Here is a 17498-nt window from a genome sequence, read left to right as displayed (position 1 = left end):
CTCAGGCACGACTGTACGGCGTGTCTTCTACAGACTGCATTTCACCCCGTACTAACTAAACAGGAAACATCATCATGAAAATCAAACAGCTTTCCATTCTTGCTGGCCTGGGATTGGCGCTGGCTGGTCTGCAGTCCGCGCAGGCGCAGGCACCAGCCCAGCCCGTCAAATTCGCGCTTTGTTATGACCTGAGTAAATCCTACGGCTTTGTGACGCCACAAATTGCCCAGGCGGCGAATGACTATGCCAAGATATTGAATCAGAAAGGCGGCATTGAAGGCCACCCCATCGAGATACTGGTTCAAGACCATGGCAACGAGCCGCAGCGTGGCATTGAGTGCTACGAAAAGATGAAACGCGAAGGCGCCGTTGCCTTTGATTTCCTGTCCACGCCGGTTTCCCGCGCCGTTCTGCCGCGCGCCATGGCGGATGGCAATGTGATGGTGCAATCCTTTGTAGGTCGTGGCGATGCGGTCGATGGTGATGTGTTCAAGTGGATTTTCCCCATTGGGCCCACCTACTGGGGTCAAATGGCCAACAATATCCACTACATCAAAACCAAGTCCAACAACAACCTCAAGGGCGTGAAGATTTCGTTCATCTACCCCGACTATCCGTTCGGGCAGGAACCGATCGGCGTGTTGAAGACACTTGCGGCCAAAGAGGACTTTGACCTGCAGTTGGTTCCCAACCCGATGCCGGGCAATGACCAGGCCGCCGCTTGGTCCCAGATCCGCCGCAACAACCCCGACTGGGTGATCAGCTGGAACCTGGCCGGCATGCACGTCGTCGCCTCGCGCGAAATGAAGCGCAACGGCATCCCGATGGACAAGTACATTTCCGTCAATTGGCTCAACGAAGTTGACCTTGCCAACATTGGTCTGGAAAACGCAAAAGGCCTCAAGCGCGGCACCAACGTGACGGGTGGACAGAGCCACCCGCTGATGCAGCAGATCATCAAGGACCTGTATGAGAAAAACAAGGGCAGCGGTGACCGCAAGCATCTCAACGATGTTTACTACAACACCGGTCTGGCCATCTATGCCAGCGTTTTCGAAGGCGCTCGCCTAGCCATCAAACAAAGTGGCTGGCCCCTCAACCCTGACAAAATGAAGCGCGGACTGGAAAGCTTGAAAAACTTTGATGCCGAAGGCCTGATCGCCCCCGTGACGGTGACCGCCAAAGACCATGGCGGCGGCGGCAAAACCCGCATCGACATGTGGGACGGCGCCAAGTGGGTGCCCCAGACTGACTGGTTCTCGGCGTATGACGACGTGGTCCAGGACACCGTGAAGAAAGAATCTGGCGAGTTCGCTAAGAACAAACAGTAATTGCCTTCCCTTGGGATGGATCACGGTCAGACGCGTTGCGCACTGATAGTGAACCATCCCATCTTGTTTCTCAGATTTTCATCCCTCTCTTGAATCGACAGGTGGCAGCCTATGCCACAGTGGATTGCAGTGGTAGCTGCCAGGCGCACCATCCAACACAGGAAATCTCGCCCGCAATCTAACTATCGTTAGATAGTTATAATTTCATCCTCACCAATGTGGCGCCTAAAGCGCAAGGAGCAATCAGTATGGATCTCGAACTAAAAGGAAAATCGGTCATCGTCACGGGTGGCGGCTCGAACATTGGCCGCGGCATCGTGCTCGGCTTCGCCGCGGAAGGCGCCAACATCACCATCGGCGACATCGACGAAAGTCAGGCGCAAAAGACGGCAGAACTCGCGCTGGCGAGCGGCGCGGCGTCGGCGCAGGTTGTCAAGACCGATGTCACCCAACTTGACCAGGTGCAAGCCATGTTCAAGGCAGCCTCGGACAAGTTCGGCGGCGTCGATGTCCTCGTCAACAACGTCGGCTGGGACCAGTTGATGTTCTTCACGCAGACGACCCCCGATCTGTGGCAAAAGATCATCAACATCAACTACCTCGGCGTTCTCAACTGCACCAAGACCGCGCTTGAAGTCATGGTTCCTCGCAACGCCGGCTCAATCGTCTCCATCAGCTCTGATGCCAGTCGGCAAGGTGAGCCACGTGAAGCGGTGTATGGCGGCGTCAAGGCTGCCATCAACAGTTTCATGAAAACGATCGCCAAGGAAAACGGGCGTTACGGCATCCGCTGCAACGTGGTATGCCCCGGCGTCACTATCCCCAGTACCACCGACGAAGTGGGCGGAAGCAGCATGTGGATTGATGCCGACAGTATGTTCACGCCGGAGCAACTGGAAAAAGTCGCCAAGGCGCTGCCGTTGCGCAAGGTGGGACGGCCGCAGGATATTGCCAATGCCGTCGTCTTCCTGTCTTCAGCGAAGGCTGCGGGCCATGTCACCGGGCAGGTTCTTTCAGTGTCTGGTGGTTACAGCATGATTGGGTAAACGCCCGGGCACGGTCGAAAGACATGCGGCATTGAAATAACAGACAAAAAGGAAAACCCATGGAATTCAAGGACATCCTCTACGAAGAACTCGACTCGGTGGCCTACATCGCGATCAACCGCCCCGAAGTGATGAATGCGTTTCGCGGCCAGACCGTCGAGGAACTGCTGCAGGCATTCATGAAAGCAGGCTGGGACAAGCGAATCGCCGCCATTGTGCTCACCGGGACGGGTGACCGTGCTTTCTGCACCGGCGGCGATCAGTCGGCTCATGCCGGGCAGTACGACGGCCGGGGCACCATCGGTATCCCGGTGGAAGAGTTTCACAGCGCCATTCGTGACGTGCCCAAGCCCGTGATCGCCCGCGTGCAGGGTTACGCCATTGGCGGCGGCAATGTCCTGGCCACCTTGTGCGACATGACCATTGCCTCGGAAAAGGCCGTGTTTGGCCAAGTCGGCCCGAAAGTAGGCTCGGTCGACCCTGGCTGGGGCACGGCTTACCTGAGCCATGTGGTTGGCGAAAAGAAAGCCCGCGAGATCTGGTACATGTGCCGCCGCTACAGTGCACAAGAGGCCTTGGCCATGGGTCTGTGCAACACCGTCGTGCCCCACGACCAGCTCGACGCCGAAGTCGCCCGCTGGTGCAAGGAAATTGTCGAAAAAAGTCCGACGGCTCTGGCGATCGCGAAACGTTCGTTCAATGCATCCACCGAGCACATTCGCGGGATCGGCAGCCTGGGACTTCAAGCGCTGAGCCTGTACTACGACACGGCAGAGTCCAAAGAAGGCGTGAGCGCTTTCCTGGAAAAACGCCGGCCTGATTTCAGGCAGTGGACCAACGGGAGCAAGTGAGCAACTACTTGCGACGCGCCAGTGCACGAGTCTGCCCCTTCGACCAAAGCCAAGTTTGATACGATTCGCTTTTTTGGATCTAACTATCGGTCATTATGAAGCCAAGTACAGAAGCAAAGCTCAGCAACAATAACGCAGATGGCCCCGCTACACGTGAACGGGTGCTGCTCGAAGCTGCACGGCTGTTCAGGCATCATGGCTATGCGGCAACTACTTTGCGCGAGGTTGCGGATGCTGCCGGCGTCAAAGCCGGCAGCATCTACTATCACTTCGAATCGAAAGAGCAGATCTTGGGCGAGGTACTGGACAAAGGTATCACCATCGTCGCCGATGCCGTGCGCACCCGTGTTGCGGCTCTTCCCGAAAGTGCACCCTGGCGAGACCGAATCGCCGCTGGCATTGAAGGCCATCTCTGGGGAATGCTGCATTATGGCGACTTTACGTCAGCCAACATCCGCATCTACGGCCAAATCCCCATCAGCGCAAAAAATCGCCACCGGATCGTGCGGCGGGCTTACGCAGACTATTGGGATCGGCTGTTCGAATCAGCGCTCGCCAGCGGCGAGTTGCGCCAGGACACCAGCACAGCCATGATTCGGCTTTTCGTGATTGGGGCATTGAACTGGACCGTTGAATGGTACAACCCCCAACGCGGCTCTTTTCAGGACTTCTCACGGCAAATCACAGCGATCGTGTTCGATGGAATCCTCATGCATGACAAAGCATAGCCGCAATGCATTGCCGGCAACTTCAAAAGGCCGGGCCGAGAGACGGACAACCATGGTCCCCATGTCCCCGACGTTGCTCAGTGGCACGCCAACCGACTGCATCTTGGAAATCGCAAATTGAACAACACACCGAAGGATCAAAAAATGACTGTCAAGGAAGGGTGGCGCGGCCGGTTCTATGAAGACTTCGAGGTCGGCGACGAGTATCGGCATGGCCTCGGTCGCACACTGACCCAGAACGACAACATCTGGTTCACGTTGCTGACGCAAAACACGGCTCCGCTGCACTTCGATGCCCACTACGCCGCGCAGACGGAGTTCGGCCGTCCGCTCATCAATTCCTGCCTCACGCTGACCCTCGTGACGGGGCAGACGGTGAGCGATGTCTCGCAAAACGTCATGGCCAACCTGGGGTGGGACGAAGTTCGACTTCCGAATCCGGTGTTTGAAGGCGACACGCTCTATTCACGTTCCACGGTGCTGGACAGGCGCGAGTCGCGGTCGCGAACCAATGTCGGCGTCGTCACGGTGCGCACCGAAGGCTATAACCAGAGCGGCGTCATTGTCTGCACCTTCAAACGCACGGTGATGGTCTACAAACGTGACGGCGCACCGCGCACCGCACCGCCGCTGCCGGTCGACAACCGACCCTGACCCCCCCCGCCTTTTTTTCGTCAACTTCGGCCCCAGGGTCGCCACCTTTTTGACCCTCTCCGCATGAAGCCCACCTCCCTGCTCGAACGATACGGCCCGCGCGAGGCGATGGAATACGACGTGGTGGTGGTGGGTGCCGGCCCCGGCGGTTTGGCCACAGCCATCCGCCTCAAGCAGCTCGCGGCAGCAAAGGGCGCGGACGTCTCCGTGGTGCTGCTGGAGAAAGGCTCCGCGCCCGGTGCTCACATTCTCTCCGGCGCGGTCATGGACCCCATCGCGCTGAACGAACTCTTCCCCAACTGGAAGGAGCTGGGCGCACCGCTGAACCAACCCGTCACCGGTGACGACGTGCTTTTCCTGAGCGAAACCGGCTCCAGGCGCACGCCCAACTTCCTGGTGCCCGACTGCTTCCACAACGAGGGCAATTACGTCATCAGCCTGGGCGCCCTGACCCAGTGGCTGGGCGAGCAGGCGGAAGCCCTGGGCGTGGAAATCTTCCCCGGCTTCACAGCCGCCGAGGTGCTGTACAACGACAACGGTTCGGAGAGCGGGAATTTACCTTCGGTAAAGGGTGTCGCCACCGGCAACCTTGGCATTGGCAAGGACGGCCTGCCGCACGACGGCTTCCAGCTCGGCATGGAGTTGCATGCCAAATACACCATCTTTGCCGAAGGCGCGCGCGGCCATCTGGGCAAACAGCTCATCATGAAATACAAGCTCGACGAAGGCCGCGATCCACAAAGCCATGCCATCGGCATCAAGGAACTGTGGGAGATCGACCCGGCCCGCGCCCAACCTGGTCGGGTGGTGCACACGGCCGGCTGGCCGATGGACAGCCAGACCTACGGCGGCGGTTTTCTCTACCACTTGGAAGGCAACAAGGTCACGCTGGGCTTCGTCACCGGGCTCGACTACAAGAACCCATGGCTCAGCCCCTTTGAGGAAATGCAGCGCTGGAAGGCCCACCCCGCCATTCGCGCCCACATCGAAGGCGGCAAGCGCATCGGCTACGGCGCGCGCGCCATCACCGCTGGTGGCCTGCTCAGCCTGCCCAAGACCGTGTTCCCGGGCGGCGCGCTGATCGGCTGTGATGCCGGCTACCTGAACGCCGCACGCATCAAAGGCAGCCACGCCGCCATCAAGAGCGGCATGCTGGCCGCCGAAGCCGCGTTTGAAGCCCTGGCCGCCGGACGCAGCGGCGACGAACTCAGAGCCTACCCCGCTGCGTTCGAAAACAGCTGGCTGCACACCGAACTCGACCAGTCGCGCAACTTCAAACAGTGGTTCAAGAAGGGCAGCCTCGTCGGCGCCCTGATGACCGGCATTGAACAGTGGCTGCTGCCCAGGCTTGGCATCAAGCGTCCGCCCTGGACGATCCACCGCACCCAGGCCGACCACGCCAGCCTGCGCCCGGCCGCCGAGATGCCGCAGATCAGCTACCCCAAGCCCGACGGCAAGCTCACCTTCGACCGGCTCTTCAGCGTGTTCGTCAGCAACACCAACCACGAAGAAAATCAGCCCGCGCACCTGACGCTTAAGGACGCCAGCGTGCCGGTGCAGATCAATCTGGCGAAATACGCCGGCCCCGAGAGCCGTTACTGCCCGGCCGGCGTTTACGAATTCGTAAAGAACGACGACGGCTCGGACCGGCTGCAGATCAACGCGCAGAACTGCGTGCACTGCAAGACCTGCGACATCAAGGATCCGACGCAGAACATCGTCTGGGTCACGCCCGAAGGCGGCGGCGGGCCGAACTACGCGGGAATGTAGCCGAGAGTGATTCAAATCTAAAGTGCAATACCCTGGGTTTCAATGAACGAGGGTGGGTGTTGCGTGCTATTGAGCAGGAGTTCCCGATAGACTGCCAGAGGGGTATCGTGCGCCCTACCCCTTCCAAGGTCCAGGGCGGGTTGTTGATCTGATCGGCAATCGCATCGAGCTGCTTCTGGCTGTACCCTGAGAGGTCCGAGCCCTTGGGTTGGTACTGGCGCACCAGCTCGTTGGAGTTCTCGTTAGAGCCTCGCTGCCAAGGGCTGTGGGGTAACAGAAGTACACCGCAATGTCTGTGCGTCGGCTCAGTTCACTGTGCATCGCCTTCTCCCGGCACTGGTCGTACGTCATGCTCTGGCACATAGGCTCAGCGAGCCTCAGCAGCTTGTCAGACAAGGCCTGCAGGACATTGACCGCGATGGCGGGCTTGAACCCGTGCAGCTTGATGAGCATGAGCAGCCCGACTGGTGCACTCCACCAGGGTGCCCACCGCGCGGGCGTTCGCAGCACCCTTGATCAGGTCACCCTCCCCGTGCCCGGGCAACTGCCGGTCTTCAATCTCGGGCGGACGCACATGGATGCTCACCATGTCCATCTATTGATCCGGCCCTTTGAAGTCGCGAGTCGTGGACGGACTGCCACAGGCAAACGATCCACGAAAGTTCAAAATTCATGGGGCCGGAGCAATAGTATCTGAGCTCTTCGGCCTTTTCCTTTGTTGCGAGGTAGTCGTTTGCGCTTGGGTGGGCTGCTTTGCATCTGCGGGCCGTACTCGGGGGCAGGTGTTGCACTTCAGTCTTGAATCCGCCGACGGTGAACCACCGGCATTCATGCTGAAGCGAACCTGGCCAGAAGTTCCCGCCCGCACTTGCACCCGGACTTGATGGCACCTGCATAGGGATTTCCCGAGTTGAAGACAGACTAACTACCGTTAGATTAACGCCATGCAAACAAGGCATCGCGCCTACCGAACGGCAAGGCACATGGCAGGCACGCTGCCCAACACGGCCAACGCGGGACAACCTTTAAGAAAATTAACTGCCCCCTCGAACGGCACCCTGGCAACCAGAGACCATGGTCGCGCCCATGCACCCGGCCCATCCGAGCCGAAGGTCTGCACGACTGCGGCTGCCATCCTGGCGCACCCCTCCACTACGCTCGACCGGCAAACCCGTTCAATGGTTAAGTCGCCGCAGCACAGCGCAAGTAGCGGCCTGTCATGCTGAATCTCACCAATGTCCAGATCGTTTACGACAACACCATCGAGGCGGTGCGAGAGGCCTCATTGGCCGTCGGCAAAGGTCGCATAGTCGCCCTGCTCGGTTCCAACGGGGCCGGGAAATCAACCACGCTCAAAGGCATTTCTGGCGTTCTGTATCCGGAAGACGGTGAGATCAAGGGTGGCCAGATCACGTTTGAAAACCGCCAGCTGACCGGCCTGGCGCCGGACGAAATCGTGCGCGCCGGCGTGGTCATGGTGCCCGAGGGGCGCCGCCTGTTCGACCAGTTGACGGTCGAGGAAAACCTCGTGATGGGCGGCTACACACGCAGTCTGACCGACGCCAGGCGCCAGATGGAGATGGTGTATGGGCTGTTCCCGCGTCTGGTGCAAAAACGCAGCACGGTGTCGGGCTACCTGTCGGGCGGCGAACAGCAGATGGTGGCCATCGGCCGCGCGCTGATGTCGTCCCCGAAACTGCTGATGCTCGACGAGCCCACGCTCGGTCTGGCGCCACAGATCAGCGAAGAGATTTTCGACATCATCACCCGCCTGTGCCGCCAGGAAGGCATGGGCATTCTCCTGGTGGAGCAGAACGCACAGATGGCGCTGGCCATTGCCGACTATGGCTACATCATGGAAAACGGCCGCGTGGTGCTCGACGGTGAGGCCGACAAGATGCTGCGCAACGACGACGTGCGAGAGTTCTACCTAGGCTTCGGCGAAGGTGGATCGCGCAAGAACATGCGCGACGTGAAGCATTACAAGCGGCGCAAACGCTGGCTGTCCTGAGAAAAAAAACATGAACGACACATTGTTAAGGGTCGAAACCCTGTCCAAGCGCTTCGGCGGCGTCGAAGCCGTTGCCGGTGTCAGTTTTCACGTTCGGCGCGGTGAAATCTATTCCCTGATCGGCCCCAACGGGGCCGGCAAGACGACCACCTTCAACATGATCAGCGGCGTCGTCAAGCCCAGCAGCGGCACCGTGCATTTCGATGGCAGCGACATCACCGGCATGCCGGCACACCGCCTGGCCGCCATCGGCATCGGTCGGACCTTCCAGAACCTGGCGGTGTTCAAACATGCCAGCGTGGTGGACAACCTGCTGGTCGGCCGCCACTGCCACATGGCCACCAACGTGCTGGATGCCTCGTGGTTCTTCGGACGGGCGCGGCGCGAGGAGCTCGAACACCGTCGCAAGGTGGAAGAGATCATCGATTTTCTCGAAATCGAGGAAATTCGCGACATGCCGGTGGGCACCCTGTCCTATGGCCTGCAAAAGCGGGTCGAGTTGGGGCGCGCACTGGCCACCGAGCCCAAGTTGCTGCTGCTGGACGAAATGGTGTCGGGCATGAACAGCGAGGAGACCGAAGACATTGCCCGCTTCGTGCTGGACATCCGCGACGAACTCGGCATTTCGGTCCTCATGGTCGAGCATGACATGGGCATCGTGATGGACATCTCCGACCGCGTCTGCGTGCTCAACTTCGGCCGCAAGATCGGCGAGGGCACGCCGGCCGAGATATCGGCCAACCCGGCCGTGATCGACGCCTACCTGGGCAGCAAAACCAAGGAGGCCGCGTGATCGACAACCTGGACGCGTTGCTTCGCGACGGCAACACCACATTCCCCAAGCTGCTCCAGCACTGGGCACAGCGCTTTCCGGATGCGCTCGCGTTTCGCGAGAAAGATTACGGCATCTGGAACCGGATGACCTGGCAGCACTATTTCGAAACGGCGCGCCGCTTCGCCCTCGGTCTCAAGTCTCTGGGCTTCGACAAGGGCGACCGGCTGGCGATTGCCAGCGAGGACAGTCCGCAGTGGATGTTCACCGACCTGGCCACGCAAGCCATCGGCGGTGTCGTGGTGGGCATCTACCCCACCAACCCGTGGCCGGAACTGCAGTACATCGTGCACCACTCGAACAGCAAGTTCGTGGTCTGCGGCGATCAGGAACAGGTCGACAAGGTGCTCGACGCCATGGCCAAGCACGACACCGGCCTGCCCGACCTGGTGAAGATCATCTGCGTCGACATGAAGGGGATGCGCGGCTACAAACACGACAAGCTGATGTCGTTCGAGGACGTGCTTGAGCTAGGAGACCAAAACGCCGCGGCATCGCCCCAGCACGCGAGCGCCTTTGATCGTGCCATCGAGGACACCCAGCCCGATGACACCTGCATGCTGGTCTACACCTCGGGCACCACCGGGCCGCCCAAGGGCGCGATGCTGTCGCACCGCAACCTGATCGTCACCGTTGACAAGCTCAAAACCCATTTCAAGCTCGACCGGCACAACTACGAAGTGGTCTGCTACCTGCCGTTGTGCCACGTGGCCGAGCGTGCCTTCTCGACGGTCATGCACCTGCTCACCGGTGGCGTGGTCAATTACGCCGAATCGATCGACACGGTAGCCGTCAATCTGCGCGAGATCGCACCCACGGTGTTTTTGGGCGTGCCGCGCATCTGGGAGAAGCTGCAGCAAGGCATTTTGATCCGCATGCAGGACGCCTCGCGCTTTCAGCGCTGGGCTTTCCAGCGCTGCTTCGATGCCGGGCGCCGTCTGTTCGAAAAGGTCGAGGCGCAAGGGGGCCAGCGCAGTCTGTCGGATCGCCTGCACTTCTTCGTTCTGTGGTTGCTGATGTTTCGCAATCTGCAGAAATTCGTCGGCCTGGACCGCATGCAGTGCGGCTTCTGTGGCGGCGCCAGCGTCTCGCCCGAGGTACTGAAGTTCTTCCGCATCCTCGGCATTCCGGTGTACCAGGTCTACGGCATGACCGAGTCCGGCGGGGTGATCTTCTTCCAGCATGAAAAAGCGATCAAACTGGGCGCCACCGGCCTGCCCATCGACGGCCTGAACTGGAAGATCGCGGAGGACGGCGAGCTCGTCGTCAAGCACCCCGCCGTGTTCAAGGGCTACATCCACGACGAAGGCGCCACCGCCAAGACCGTGGTGGACGGCTGGCTGCACACGGGCGACATCGTGGCGCTGGCTGACAACGGCGAGCTGATGATCGTTGACCGCAAGAAGGCCATCATCATCACCAGCGGCGGCAAGAACATCGCGCCCTCGGAGATCGAAAACGCGCTCAAGGACAGCCTGTATGTGCGCGAGGCGATCATCCTGGGCGACGGACGCCACTATTTGGCGGCGCTGATCCAGGTCGACTACGAAACGGTCGGCAAGTGGGCACAAGAACGCAAACTGGCCTACACCACCTACAAGAGCCTGGCCGCGCTGCCCGAGGTGCGCGAACTGATCGACGAGGACGTCAAGCGTGTGAACAAGCTGTTTGCCCGGGTCGAGAACATCCGCAAGTTCCTGATCCTGGAAAAAGAACTCGACCACGACGACGGCGAACTCACCGCCACCCAGAAGGTGCGCCGCAACGTCATCGAAAAAACCTTCGCGAAAGAGATCGCGATCATCTACGGCGCAGGAGCGGGCTGATGGACTATTTTCTGCAACTGGTCATTTCCGGCATCGCCGTGGGCCTGCTCTACGGCTTCATCGGCATGGGCTTTGCGATGATTTACCGCGCCACCGGCGTGGTGAACTTCGCCCAGGGCGAGCTGATGATGCTGGTGTCCTACATCGCCTTCACCCTGGCCGGCACCTTCCAATTTGGCTTCTGGCTCATGCTGGCAGCAACTGTCGCGGCCTCGGTGCTGATTGGCCTGCTGATCGAGGTCTTGCTGATCCGTCCGATGCTTGGTCAGCCGGTGTTTTCCACGGTGATGGTGACCATTGGCCTGGCCGTGATCCTACGCTCGGTGGTGGTGCTGATCTGGGGCGCAGACCCCATGCCGCTCAATGCCGGCCTGCCAACGGAGGTCATCAAGATCGGCCCGGCCGGCCTGTACCCGGCGCAGCTGTATTCCGTTGGGCTGATGGCGGCCGTACTGCTCGGCCTGTGGACCTTCTTTCGCTATTCGCGGGTCGGTATCGCCATGCGTGCCACCGCCAACGTGCAAACTGCAGCCCTGCTGATGGGCATCAATGTCAAGCGCATTTTCGCCTTGTCCTGGGCCTTGTCGGCGGGGCTCGCCGCCATTGCGGGCGTGTTGATCGGCGTGGTCTACGACGTCAATCCCGGCATGTGGACGACAGGTCTGCGCAGCTTTCCCGCGGTCATCTTGGGCGGGCTGGACTCGGTGTTCGGCGCCGCACTCGGCGGCATCCTGATCGGGGTGGTCGAGAATCTGTCGGAAGGCTATATCGGCCGCGGCATGAAGGAGATCGCCGGTTTTGTTTTGATCCTCGTCGTCCTTATGGTCAGACCCTATGGCCTGTTCGGCAAACCTGAAATCGAGCGTGTCTGATGCGTAGCGGAAACTTCAAACAAAACTATCGTCAGCTGCTGGCACTGACCGACTCGGTTCCTGTCATCGTCTGGTCGTGTCTGCTGGTGGCGCTGCTGGCGGCCGCGCCACTGCTGCTGGCCAAGTACTATGTCTCCGTCATTCTGCTGCTGCTGATCACAGCGGTGGGGGTGTTGGGCCTGAACCTGCTGACCGGGACCACCGGGCTGATCTCGCTCGGGCACTCGGGGTTTCTGGCGGTCGGCGCCTACACGGCCGGCATCGTGGCCAGCAAACTTGGTTGGCCAATGCTGGCGTCCATCTTCGCCGGTGGCGTGAGCGCGGCCATCGCCGGGATCATCGTGGGCATACCCTCGCTGCGTCTCAAAGGGCTGTACCTGGCCATCACGACGATGGCATTTGCCGTGATCATCAACCACCTGATCCTCAACGGTGGCGACCTGACCGGAGGCTCGGAAGGCTTGACGGTGCCGCAACCCTCGCTGTTCGGTCAGGCGCTGGGGGCAGAACGTGGCTACTACTACGTGGTGCTGTGCTTTGTGGTGGTGTTCACCTTCATCACCCTGAACATCCTGCGCAGCCGCATTGGCCGGGCGTTCCTGGCGATTCGGGAGCACGACATCGCAGCCAAGGCCATGGGCGTCAACCTGGTGCGCTACAAGTTGCTGGCGTTCATGGTCAGCGCCTTCTACACCGGCATCGCCGGAGGCTTGCTGGCCTACTACACACGTTACCTGAATGTCGACAGCTTCAGCCTGCTGATATCGATCGAGGCGCTCTCCATGCTCATCGTCGGCGGCCTGGGTTCTGTAGCCGGCGCCTTGCTCGGAACGGCTTTCATCGTCCTGCTCAACGAAAGCCTGGGCTTCGTGTTCGGCATGATCGGCGCCAGCTTCGGCGGGTCGGGCTCCACTGCCGCCTATGAGATCAAAGGCGTCATTTATGGACTCGCGATTGTGTTGTTCCTGCGTTTTGAGCCCGATGGCCTGATGGGGCGATGGCGCGACATCAAGCATTACTGGACCCATTGGCCCTTCCGATTCTGACCCCGCAGCACACGCGCTGCTTATTCCATAGGAGACCTGCGATGCGAACACTACAGAAGCTGACCCAGCGCTTTTGCCTCGGCGCCCTCGCCGCACTGACCTTCGGCAGCGCACTGGCGGCAGATCCCGGGGTCACGAACGAGAAACTCGTGCTTGGCGCGGTCATTCCGCTGAGCGGCCCGCCCAGCATCATTGGCAAGGCCATTGCCACGACCCTGAAAGTTTGGGAGCAGGACGTCAATTCGCGCGGCGGCATCGGCGGACGCAAAGTCGACATTCGCATCGAGGACGACGGCTATGTGCCGCAGCGCACCGTTCAGGGTCTCAAAAAACTGATCGATGTCGAACAGATCTTTGCATTGATCGGCACCTCCGGCTCGTCGCAGTTGCTGGCCATGCTGCCCATCATCGACGAGCAGAAAATTCCCGCCATCAACCATATCGCCGTCAACAGCGCCCACTTCAACCCACCGCACAAGACGCTGTTCAATATCGGGGCAACTTACTGCCAGGAGGTCTCTGCCAGCATGAAGCATCTGGTCACATCCCAGAAGCTGCAGGGATCGAAGTTCGGCCTGATCTTCCAGGAAGACGATTACGGCACCGACGTCAAATGCGGCTACGAACAGGCCCTGAAAGAGCTCGGCTTGAAAAGCAGCATCGAAGTTGCCTACAAACGCGGGGCGAAGGATTTTTCCGCCGAGGTGTTGAGCGTGCAGCGCGCCGGCGCCACCTTCGTGCTGACCGGCGGCATCATCACCGAAACCGCCGCCATGCTCAAAGAGATCGCGAAGAACCAGATGCAAGCCGTGCGCCTGGCCGCTCACCCTTCGCATCTGCCTGCGGTACTGGCCCTGGCCGGCCCGGCAGCAGACGGCGTGTACGTCGCCGAGTATGTGCCTCCAGTGACCGACACACAAACACAGGGCATTGGCAAACTCACCGCACTGACCTACAAATATTTTTCAGCCAATGAGGTCAAGGACATGAACCGGTATTCATTGACCGCCTATGTGGGTGTCCAGTTGCTCGAATCAGCGCTCAACGCCTGTGCCAAAAACCTCACGCGTGCCTGCGTGGTTGAAAAGCTCGAGCAGACCAACAATTTCACCAGCGACGGCATCATGGCCCCCTTGACCTTCGGGCCCAATATTCGACAGTCGGGGACCCGCCCCATTTTGCTCAAGGCGAATGCCAGCGCCGGGAAATTCGAGCGAGCCTCTGAATTTCTGAGTTCCAAGTAATCAAGACGACGTGCCACCAGCCCCTCCCCCATTACTCAACCAGGAGTGCCTTTTCATGACACGCAAATACTTTCGATATGCCGCCACCAGTCTGCTCAGCATGGTTATCAGCCTGACGGCCACGACCGCCGCTGCTGCCGACCCCGGCGTGACCGACTCCAAAATCGTCCTCGGCTCGGTGACGCCCGTCAGCGGCCCCCCTAGCCTGCTGGGCAAGGCCCACATGCTTGCCTTGCGGGTATGGGAGCAGGATGTCAACGCCCGCGGCGGCATCAACGGCCGCAAGGTGGAAATTCGCCAGGAAGATGACGGCTATGTGCCTCAGCGTGCTGTGCAAGGCGTCAAGCGACTGGTCGACGTGGAAGGCATCTTCGGCCTCATCGGCACCTCGGGCTCAGCGATGCTGCAAGCCATGCTGCCCTACATCAACGAGCAAGGCTTGCCAACCATCAACGCGATGGCCGTGGCAGCAGCGCACTTCACTCCACCGAACAAAACGGTATTTGTGATCGGGCCAACCTATTGTCAGGAGTTGAGCTCCGCCATGAAAAACATGGTCGCTAGCAAGAAGTTGCAAAAGGAGAAGTTTGCGCTGGTCTATCAGGATGACGAGTTTGGCAGCGACGTGCGTTGCGGCTACCAGAAGGCGATCAAGGATCTGGGGCTTAACAGCGTGTCCGAGATCTCCTTCAAGCGTGGCACCAAGGACTTCTCGGCTGAGATGCTGAGTCTGAAGCAGGTGGGAGCGACCTTTCTCGCGTCGGGCGGCGTGGTGGCCGAGCATTCGATGCTGATGAAGGAAGCCGCTAAAAACCAGATGTCGCTGACCTTCCTTGCCGTGCACTCGGCCCACCTGACCCCTGTTCAGGCGCTCGCCGGTGCCGCGGGCGACGGCTACTTCGTCGCAGACTATGTCCCGCCTCTGACCGACCTGTCGGTGCCAGGCATGGCCAAGTTCATGGGGTTGGCACAGAAATATCTGTCAGCCGACGAGTTGAAGTCGCTCAACCGCTATTCGATCACAGCCTACGTCGGTGCGCTGCTGATGGAAGACGCGATCCGCCGCTGTGGCAAGGCGCTGACCCGCGCCTGTGTCGTCGAGAAGCTGGAGACAACCAAGAACTTCAGCACCGATGGGCTGGCTTCTCCCATCAGTTTCGGCCCCAATGACCGGCACTCGCCGAGCAGCGTGCTCGTGTTGCGCTCGGACGCCAAAAACTCCCGCTTCGAGCGCGTGTCCGAACCCATCCCCGTGCTCGATTGACACCAGACGCCGTTCGTCACCCGCCGTACAACTGGTTCCGCCCGTGTTTCAAAAAGTTCTGATCGCCAACCGTGGCGAGATCGCGCTGCGGATCCTGCACACACTCAAGGGCATGGGGCTCGCCACCGTGGTGGCCCACCACGCGGTGGACGCCGATAGCCCGGCCGTGCTGGAGGCTGACGAGTCGGTCGAATTGCACGCCTTGACGCCCGTGGCGGCCTACCTCGATATCGCGCAGTTGGTTGAAGCGTGTCGGCGCAGTGGGGCACAGGCGCTGCATCCCGGTTACGGCTTCCTGTCTGAAAACGCGGCGTTTGCGCGTGCGCTGGAAGCTGCTGGCATCGTCTTCATTGGCCCGCGTCCGGACAGCATCGAACTGATGGGCGACAAGGTGCGCGCGCGCAGCTTCGTCGCCCAACGCGGCTTTCCGGTGGCACCGAGCGCCATCGAGGACGATGACCCGGCCAGCTTCGTCGAGCGCGCCAGGGCGCTCGGTGCGCCGCTGCTGATCAAGCCTTCAGCCGGCGGTGGCGGCAAGGGCATGCGAATCGTGCGTGACCTCGCCGTGTTGGATCGCGAGATCGAGACCGCACGGCGCGAAGGTGAGCGCTATTTTGGCGACGGTCGGCTGTTTGTCGAGCGCTATGTGGAGCGCCCGCGGCACATCGAGGTGCAGGTGATGGGCGACGCGCATGGCCAGTTGGTGCATTTCTGGGAGCGTGAATGTTCAGTGCAGCGACGCTTCCAGAAAATCATTGAAGAAACCCCCTCCCCGGCCCTTTCACCGGTGCAGCGCCACGATATTTGCGAAGCCGCAGCCGGCATTGCCCGCGCCGCCAACTATCGCGGCGCCGGCACCGTGGAGTTCATCTACGGCGCCGGTGGCGAGTTTTACTTTCTTGAGATGAACACGCGTCTGCAGGTCGAACACCCGGTCACCGAAATGGTGACGGGCTTTGACCTCGTTCGCGAACAGGTACGCGTCGCCCAGGGTGAGCCGCTCGGCTACACCCAGGCGGACATCGTGCAGCTTGGTCACGCCATCGAATGCAGGCTTTACGCCGAAGACGCCGAGCATGATTTTCGCCCCTCCACCGGTGACATCCTGTGCTGGCGACCACCCTCTGGTCCCGGCGTGCGGGTTGATGCCGGCGTGCGCGAAGGACAGGCGGTAACTGCCGCATTTGACCCCATGATCGCCAAAATTATTTGCCATGGAAACACGCGTGCACAGGCTATCGAACGCTCCATCCTGGCGCTTGAGCAATCGGTGCTGTTGGGTCTGACCACCAACGCACGCTACCTCACGCGGGTACTGCGCCATGCCGAGTTCCGTGCTGGGCAGGCCGACACCGGCATGCTGGCACGCTGCGCCGACGAGCTGCGCGAGTCTCTCACCCCCGATGACATCGACCTGGTACTGGCATCGGCGGTGCTCGCCGACCGCGAACTGTTGCGCGCCGTTCACTCCATTCCCGCGATGCACGCCGCCATGGGACCCTGGAGGAATTGACGATGCGCCGCCGCTATGTCATCAATGGCAAGGTCCATGACCTCGTGGTAACACGTGGAGCGAATGGCGTGTTCCACGTCAGCCATGGCGAACGCAAATTCGAGATGCAGGGGAAGACGCTGCCTGATGGCCGTTGGCGGGTCACCGTGAATCAGCGCCCGCAAGCCGTCTGGATCGCCGCGCAAGGCGACAGTCGATTCGTGCACAGTGCGGCCACCGGTGCCCTTGAAGTCGAGGTGATCGATCTCAGCGCAGCCTCCGGCGGCGACCGGGCCGGTGCCGCTTCCGACTTGCTGCAGGCGCCAATGCCCGGCACGGTGATCGCGGTTCATGTGGCAGCCGGCGATGCCGTGCACACGGGCCAACCGCTCGTCGTGATCGAAAGCATGAAGCTGGAAACCACGCTGACGGCACCGCGCGACGCCCGGGTCAAGACTGTGCACTTTGCCGTTGGCAACACCTTCGCTCTCAAGTCCACCCTCGTGACGCTGCAAGACCCCTGAGAACCGA

General features: G+C 60.6%; 15 protein-coding genes and 1 pseudogene. 15 read left to right on the top strand and 1 reads right to left on the bottom strand.

What is annotated here, in order from left to right; translation table 11 throughout:
* The first annotated feature begins 74 nt into the window (after positions 1–74).
* The 6 genes from ABSY19_RS21270 to ABSY19_RS21245 all read left to right on the top strand — a co-directional run bounded on the left by ABSY19_RS21270 (position 75) and on the right by ABSY19_RS21245 (position 6380).
* Positions 75–1331 (top strand): ABC transporter substrate-binding protein, encoded by a 1257-nt coding sequence (locus ABSY19_RS21270; protein ID WP_382155654.1) that lies wholly within the window; start codon positions 75–77, stop codon positions 1329–1331.
* A gap of 248 nt (positions 1332–1579) precedes the next feature.
* Positions 1580–2377, top strand: coding sequence for an SDR family NAD(P)-dependent oxidoreductase (locus ABSY19_RS21265; RefSeq protein WP_008905455.1), 798 nt, complete (start codon positions 1580–1582; stop codon positions 2375–2377).
* A gap of 59 nt (positions 2378–2436) precedes the next feature.
* On the top strand, positions 2437–3228 hold the full coding sequence (badI, locus tag ABSY19_RS21260; protein ID WP_127806045.1) for a 2-ketocyclohexanecarboxyl-CoA hydrolase: 792 nt from the start codon (positions 2437–2439) through the stop codon (positions 3226–3228).
* Between the two features lie 95 nt (positions 3229–3323).
* The gene (locus ABSY19_RS21255) at positions 3324–3956 is read left to right on the top strand and encodes a TetR/AcrR family transcriptional regulator (protein WP_382155651.1); all 633 of its coding nucleotides are present in this window, start codon (positions 3324–3326) and stop codon (positions 3954–3956) included.
* 144 nt (positions 3957–4100) lie between these two features.
* The gene (locus tag ABSY19_RS21250; RefSeq protein WP_322341346.1) at positions 4101–4610 is read left to right on the top strand and encodes a MaoC family dehydratase; all 510 of its coding nucleotides are present in this window, start codon (positions 4101–4103) and stop codon (positions 4608–4610) included.
* A gap of 63 nt (positions 4611–4673) precedes the next feature.
* Positions 4674–6380, top strand: a complete 1707-nt coding sequence (locus ABSY19_RS21245) for an electron transfer flavoprotein-ubiquinone oxidoreductase (RefSeq protein WP_382155648.1) — start codon at positions 4674–4676, stop codon at positions 6378–6380.
* A gap of 133 nt (positions 6381–6513) precedes the next feature.
* Here the strand turns inward: ABSY19_RS21245 and ABSY19_RS21240 are convergent.
* Positions 6514–6972 (bottom strand): annotated as a pseudogene (locus ABSY19_RS21240) (IS30 family transposase); the annotation flags it as partial.
* Positions 6973–7599: 627 nt separating this feature from the next.
* Between ABSY19_RS21240 and ABSY19_RS21235 the strand changes: the two are divergent.
* From ABSY19_RS21235 to ABSY19_RS21195, 9 genes are read left to right on the top strand one after another with little or no spacing between them, the layout of a single operon-like run.
* Complete coding sequence (locus ABSY19_RS21235; protein WP_008905448.1) at positions 7600–8391, top strand: ABC transporter ATP-binding protein; 792 nt, start codon at positions 7600–7602, stop codon at positions 8389–8391.
* A 10-nt stretch (positions 8392–8401) separates the two neighbouring features.
* Positions 8402–9184 carry an ABC transporter ATP-binding protein gene (locus ABSY19_RS21230; RefSeq protein WP_056278265.1) on the top strand — a complete coding sequence of 261 codons (783 nt, stop codon included), beginning with the start codon at positions 8402–8404 and terminating at the stop codon, positions 9182–9184.
* Positions 9181–11049: a long-chain fatty acid--CoA ligase gene (locus tag ABSY19_RS21225; protein WP_056278268.1), complete on the top strand. Its 1869-nt coding sequence runs from the start codon at positions 9181–9183 to the stop codon at positions 11047–11049. Before ABSY19_RS21230 ends, ABSY19_RS21225 begins: the two co-directional genes overlap by 4 nt.
* On the top strand, positions 11049–11921 hold the full coding sequence (locus tag ABSY19_RS21220; protein ID WP_182118913.1) for a branched-chain amino acid ABC transporter permease: 873 nt from the start codon (positions 11049–11051) through the stop codon (positions 11919–11921). The genes ABSY19_RS21225 and ABSY19_RS21220 overlap by 1 nt, the downstream gene beginning before the upstream one ends.
* Positions 11921–12967: a branched-chain amino acid ABC transporter permease gene (locus ABSY19_RS21215; RefSeq protein ID WP_177134658.1), complete on the top strand. Its 1047-nt coding sequence runs from the start codon at positions 11921–11923 to the stop codon at positions 12965–12967. Before ABSY19_RS21220 ends, ABSY19_RS21215 begins: the two co-directional genes overlap by 1 nt.
* A 41-nt stretch (positions 12968–13008) precedes the next feature.
* Entirely contained in the window at positions 13009–14211 is a 1203-nt protein-coding gene (locus ABSY19_RS21210) for an ABC transporter substrate-binding protein (RefSeq protein WP_382155645.1), read from the top strand.
* Between the two features lie 55 nt (positions 14212–14266).
* Positions 14267–15475: an ABC transporter substrate-binding protein gene (locus tag ABSY19_RS21205; RefSeq protein WP_382155642.1), complete on the top strand. Its 1209-nt coding sequence runs from the start codon at positions 14267–14269 to the stop codon at positions 15473–15475.
* 43 nt (positions 15476–15518) lie between these two features.
* The gene (locus ABSY19_RS21200) at positions 15519–16988 is read left to right on the top strand and encodes an acetyl/propionyl/methylcrotonyl-CoA carboxylase subunit alpha (protein WP_382155639.1); all 1470 of its coding nucleotides are present in this window, start codon (positions 15519–15521) and stop codon (positions 16986–16988) included.
* A 2-nt stretch (positions 16989–16990) separates the two neighbouring features.
* Positions 16991–17491, top strand: a complete 501-nt coding sequence (locus tag ABSY19_RS21195; protein WP_382155636.1) for a biotin/lipoyl-containing protein — start codon at positions 16991–16993, stop codon at positions 17489–17491.
* The last annotated feature ends 7 nt before the right edge of the window (positions 17492–17498 follow it).

Origin of the sequence: Hydrogenophaga sp. ANAO-22 (genome assembly GCF_042466645.1) — a bacterium.
GTDB lineage: Bacteria > Pseudomonadota > Gammaproteobacteria > Burkholderiales > Burkholderiaceae_C > Hydrogenophaga.
Note: the sequence above shows the minus strand (reverse complement) of the source record. Positions and strands in the feature narration are given on the sequence as shown.

Bases quoted from the DNA above. Each gene is read 5' to 3' on its own strand.
- ABSY19_RS21270 (WP_382155654.1), top strand. From the start codon at position 75: ATGAAAATCAAACAGCTTTCCATTCTTGCTGGCCTGGGATTGGCGCTG.
- ABSY19_RS21265 (WP_008905455.1), top strand. From the start codon at position 1,580: ATGGATCTCGAACTAAAAGGAAAATCGGTCATCGTCACGGGTGGCGGC.
- badI (WP_127806045.1), top strand. From the start codon at position 2,437: ATGGAATTCAAGGACATCCTCTACGAAGAACTCGACTCGGTGGCCTAC.
- ABSY19_RS21255 (WP_382155651.1), top strand. From the start codon at position 3,324: ATGAAGCCAAGTACAGAAGCAAAGCTCAGCAACAATAACGCAGATGGC.
- ABSY19_RS21250 (WP_322341346.1), top strand. From the start codon at position 4,101: ATGACTGTCAAGGAAGGGTGGCGCGGCCGGTTCTATGAAGACTTCGAG.
- ABSY19_RS21245 (WP_382155648.1), top strand. From the start codon at position 4,674: ATGAAGCCCACCTCCCTGCTCGAACGATACGGCCCGCGCGAGGCGATG.
- ABSY19_RS21235 (WP_008905448.1), top strand. From the start codon at position 7,600: ATGCTGAATCTCACCAATGTCCAGATCGTTTACGACAACACCATCGAG.
- ABSY19_RS21230 (WP_056278265.1), top strand. From the start codon at position 8,402: ATGAACGACACATTGTTAAGGGTCGAAACCCTGTCCAAGCGCTTCGGC.
- ABSY19_RS21220 (WP_182118913.1), top strand. From the start codon at position 11,049: ATGGACTATTTTCTGCAACTGGTCATTTCCGGCATCGCCGTGGGCCTG.
- ABSY19_RS21215 (WP_177134658.1), top strand. From the start codon at position 11,921: ATGCGTAGCGGAAACTTCAAACAAAACTATCGTCAGCTGCTGGCACTG.
- ABSY19_RS21210 (WP_382155645.1), top strand. From the start codon at position 13,009: ATGCGAACACTACAGAAGCTGACCCAGCGCTTTTGCCTCGGCGCCCTC.
- ABSY19_RS21205 (WP_382155642.1), top strand. From the start codon at position 14,267: ATGACACGCAAATACTTTCGATATGCCGCCACCAGTCTGCTCAGCATG.
- ABSY19_RS21195 (WP_382155636.1), top strand. From the start codon at position 16,991: ATGCGCCGCCGCTATGTCATCAATGGCAAGGTCCATGACCTCGTGGTA.